Source organism: Bacteroides sp. DH3716P (assembly GCF_025914115.1).
GTDB classification, from domain to species: domain Bacteria; phylum Bacteroidota; class Bacteroidia; order Bacteroidales; family Bacteroidaceae; genus Bacteroides; species Bacteroides ovatus.
Window position 1 is genome coordinate 6,621,486 of the sequence record NZ_CP083673.1, and the last position, 767, is coordinate 6,622,252.

At 45.9% G+C, this 767-nt stretch carries 1 protein-coding gene and 1 pseudogene; both read right to left on the reverse strand.

The window, feature by feature from the left end:
• Positions 1-281: 281 nt before the first annotated feature.
• Entirely contained in the window at positions 282-464 is a 183-nt protein-coding gene (locus KQP79_RS26085) for a hypothetical protein (RefSeq protein ID WP_004319908.1), read from the reverse strand.
• 15 nt (positions 465-479) lie between these two features.
• A pseudogene (locus tag KQP79_RS26090) lies at positions 480-767 on the reverse strand (hypothetical protein); the annotation flags it as partial.

A 767-nucleotide genomic window follows, 5' to 3' on the forward strand; every position in this document is an offset into this window, starting at 1 on the left:
CAAAAGACAGACGAGTAAAACCAAAAGGCGAAATAACCATTCCTATAACAAGGTAAAGAGACGCTTAAAACGGCGAAGGGACTTTGGCGACGTGTAGCTATACAGCTGTCGAAGCATAGCTTCTATAACAGGACTGGAGCAAGTGAGCAAACCGCACAACTTGCTCCTAAGATATTTCAGTTACAACAACCATAACCTCATTGGAGGATTGTCCTAAAAGAGTTTTTGCAGTCAAAGGAAGAAAGAGTCTGCAAGCACATAGCCAACAGACTCTCTCCTGATTATTCACAGATGACAACATCATCCTTGTACTCCGTCACTTCCTTGCCGTTGATGAGCTGGACAATGACCTCACAACCCAAGTCCTCGACAATCGTTCCCTCTGTCTGACCTCTTCGGGGATAAAGCAAGGTGCAGAAACACCCTACAACGCCGTCCAACTGCTCCATGTCTATCGTTGCCATATCCGTTCCTCCTTGTTAGCCGAATGTGATTGGATTGATGCAGAAGTTCGTGTCCTCTGCCTCATACTCGTATTCATTGATGAAGTCAATCATCTTCTGTTCGTTTCTTCCGTCCTGTGAGATACCTGTCTTTTCACACCACAACTTGATGGCATCACCAAAGGTGGAGTAAGCACCCTCACAATCCTCAAAGAGTTCTCCGTATGCAGTGACATAGCACTCTTCGGGGAAGAAGTCGTTCTCATCGTGCGTATAGAAGATGTCGCAACCTGGCTCAATCTCTCGCCAACTGATTGAAAGTTC

Coding starts and splice junctions, on each gene's coding strand:
- KQP79_RS26085 (WP_004319908.1), bottom strand. CDS start 464: ATGGCAACGATAGACATGGAGCAGTTGGACGGCGTTGTAGGGTGTTTC.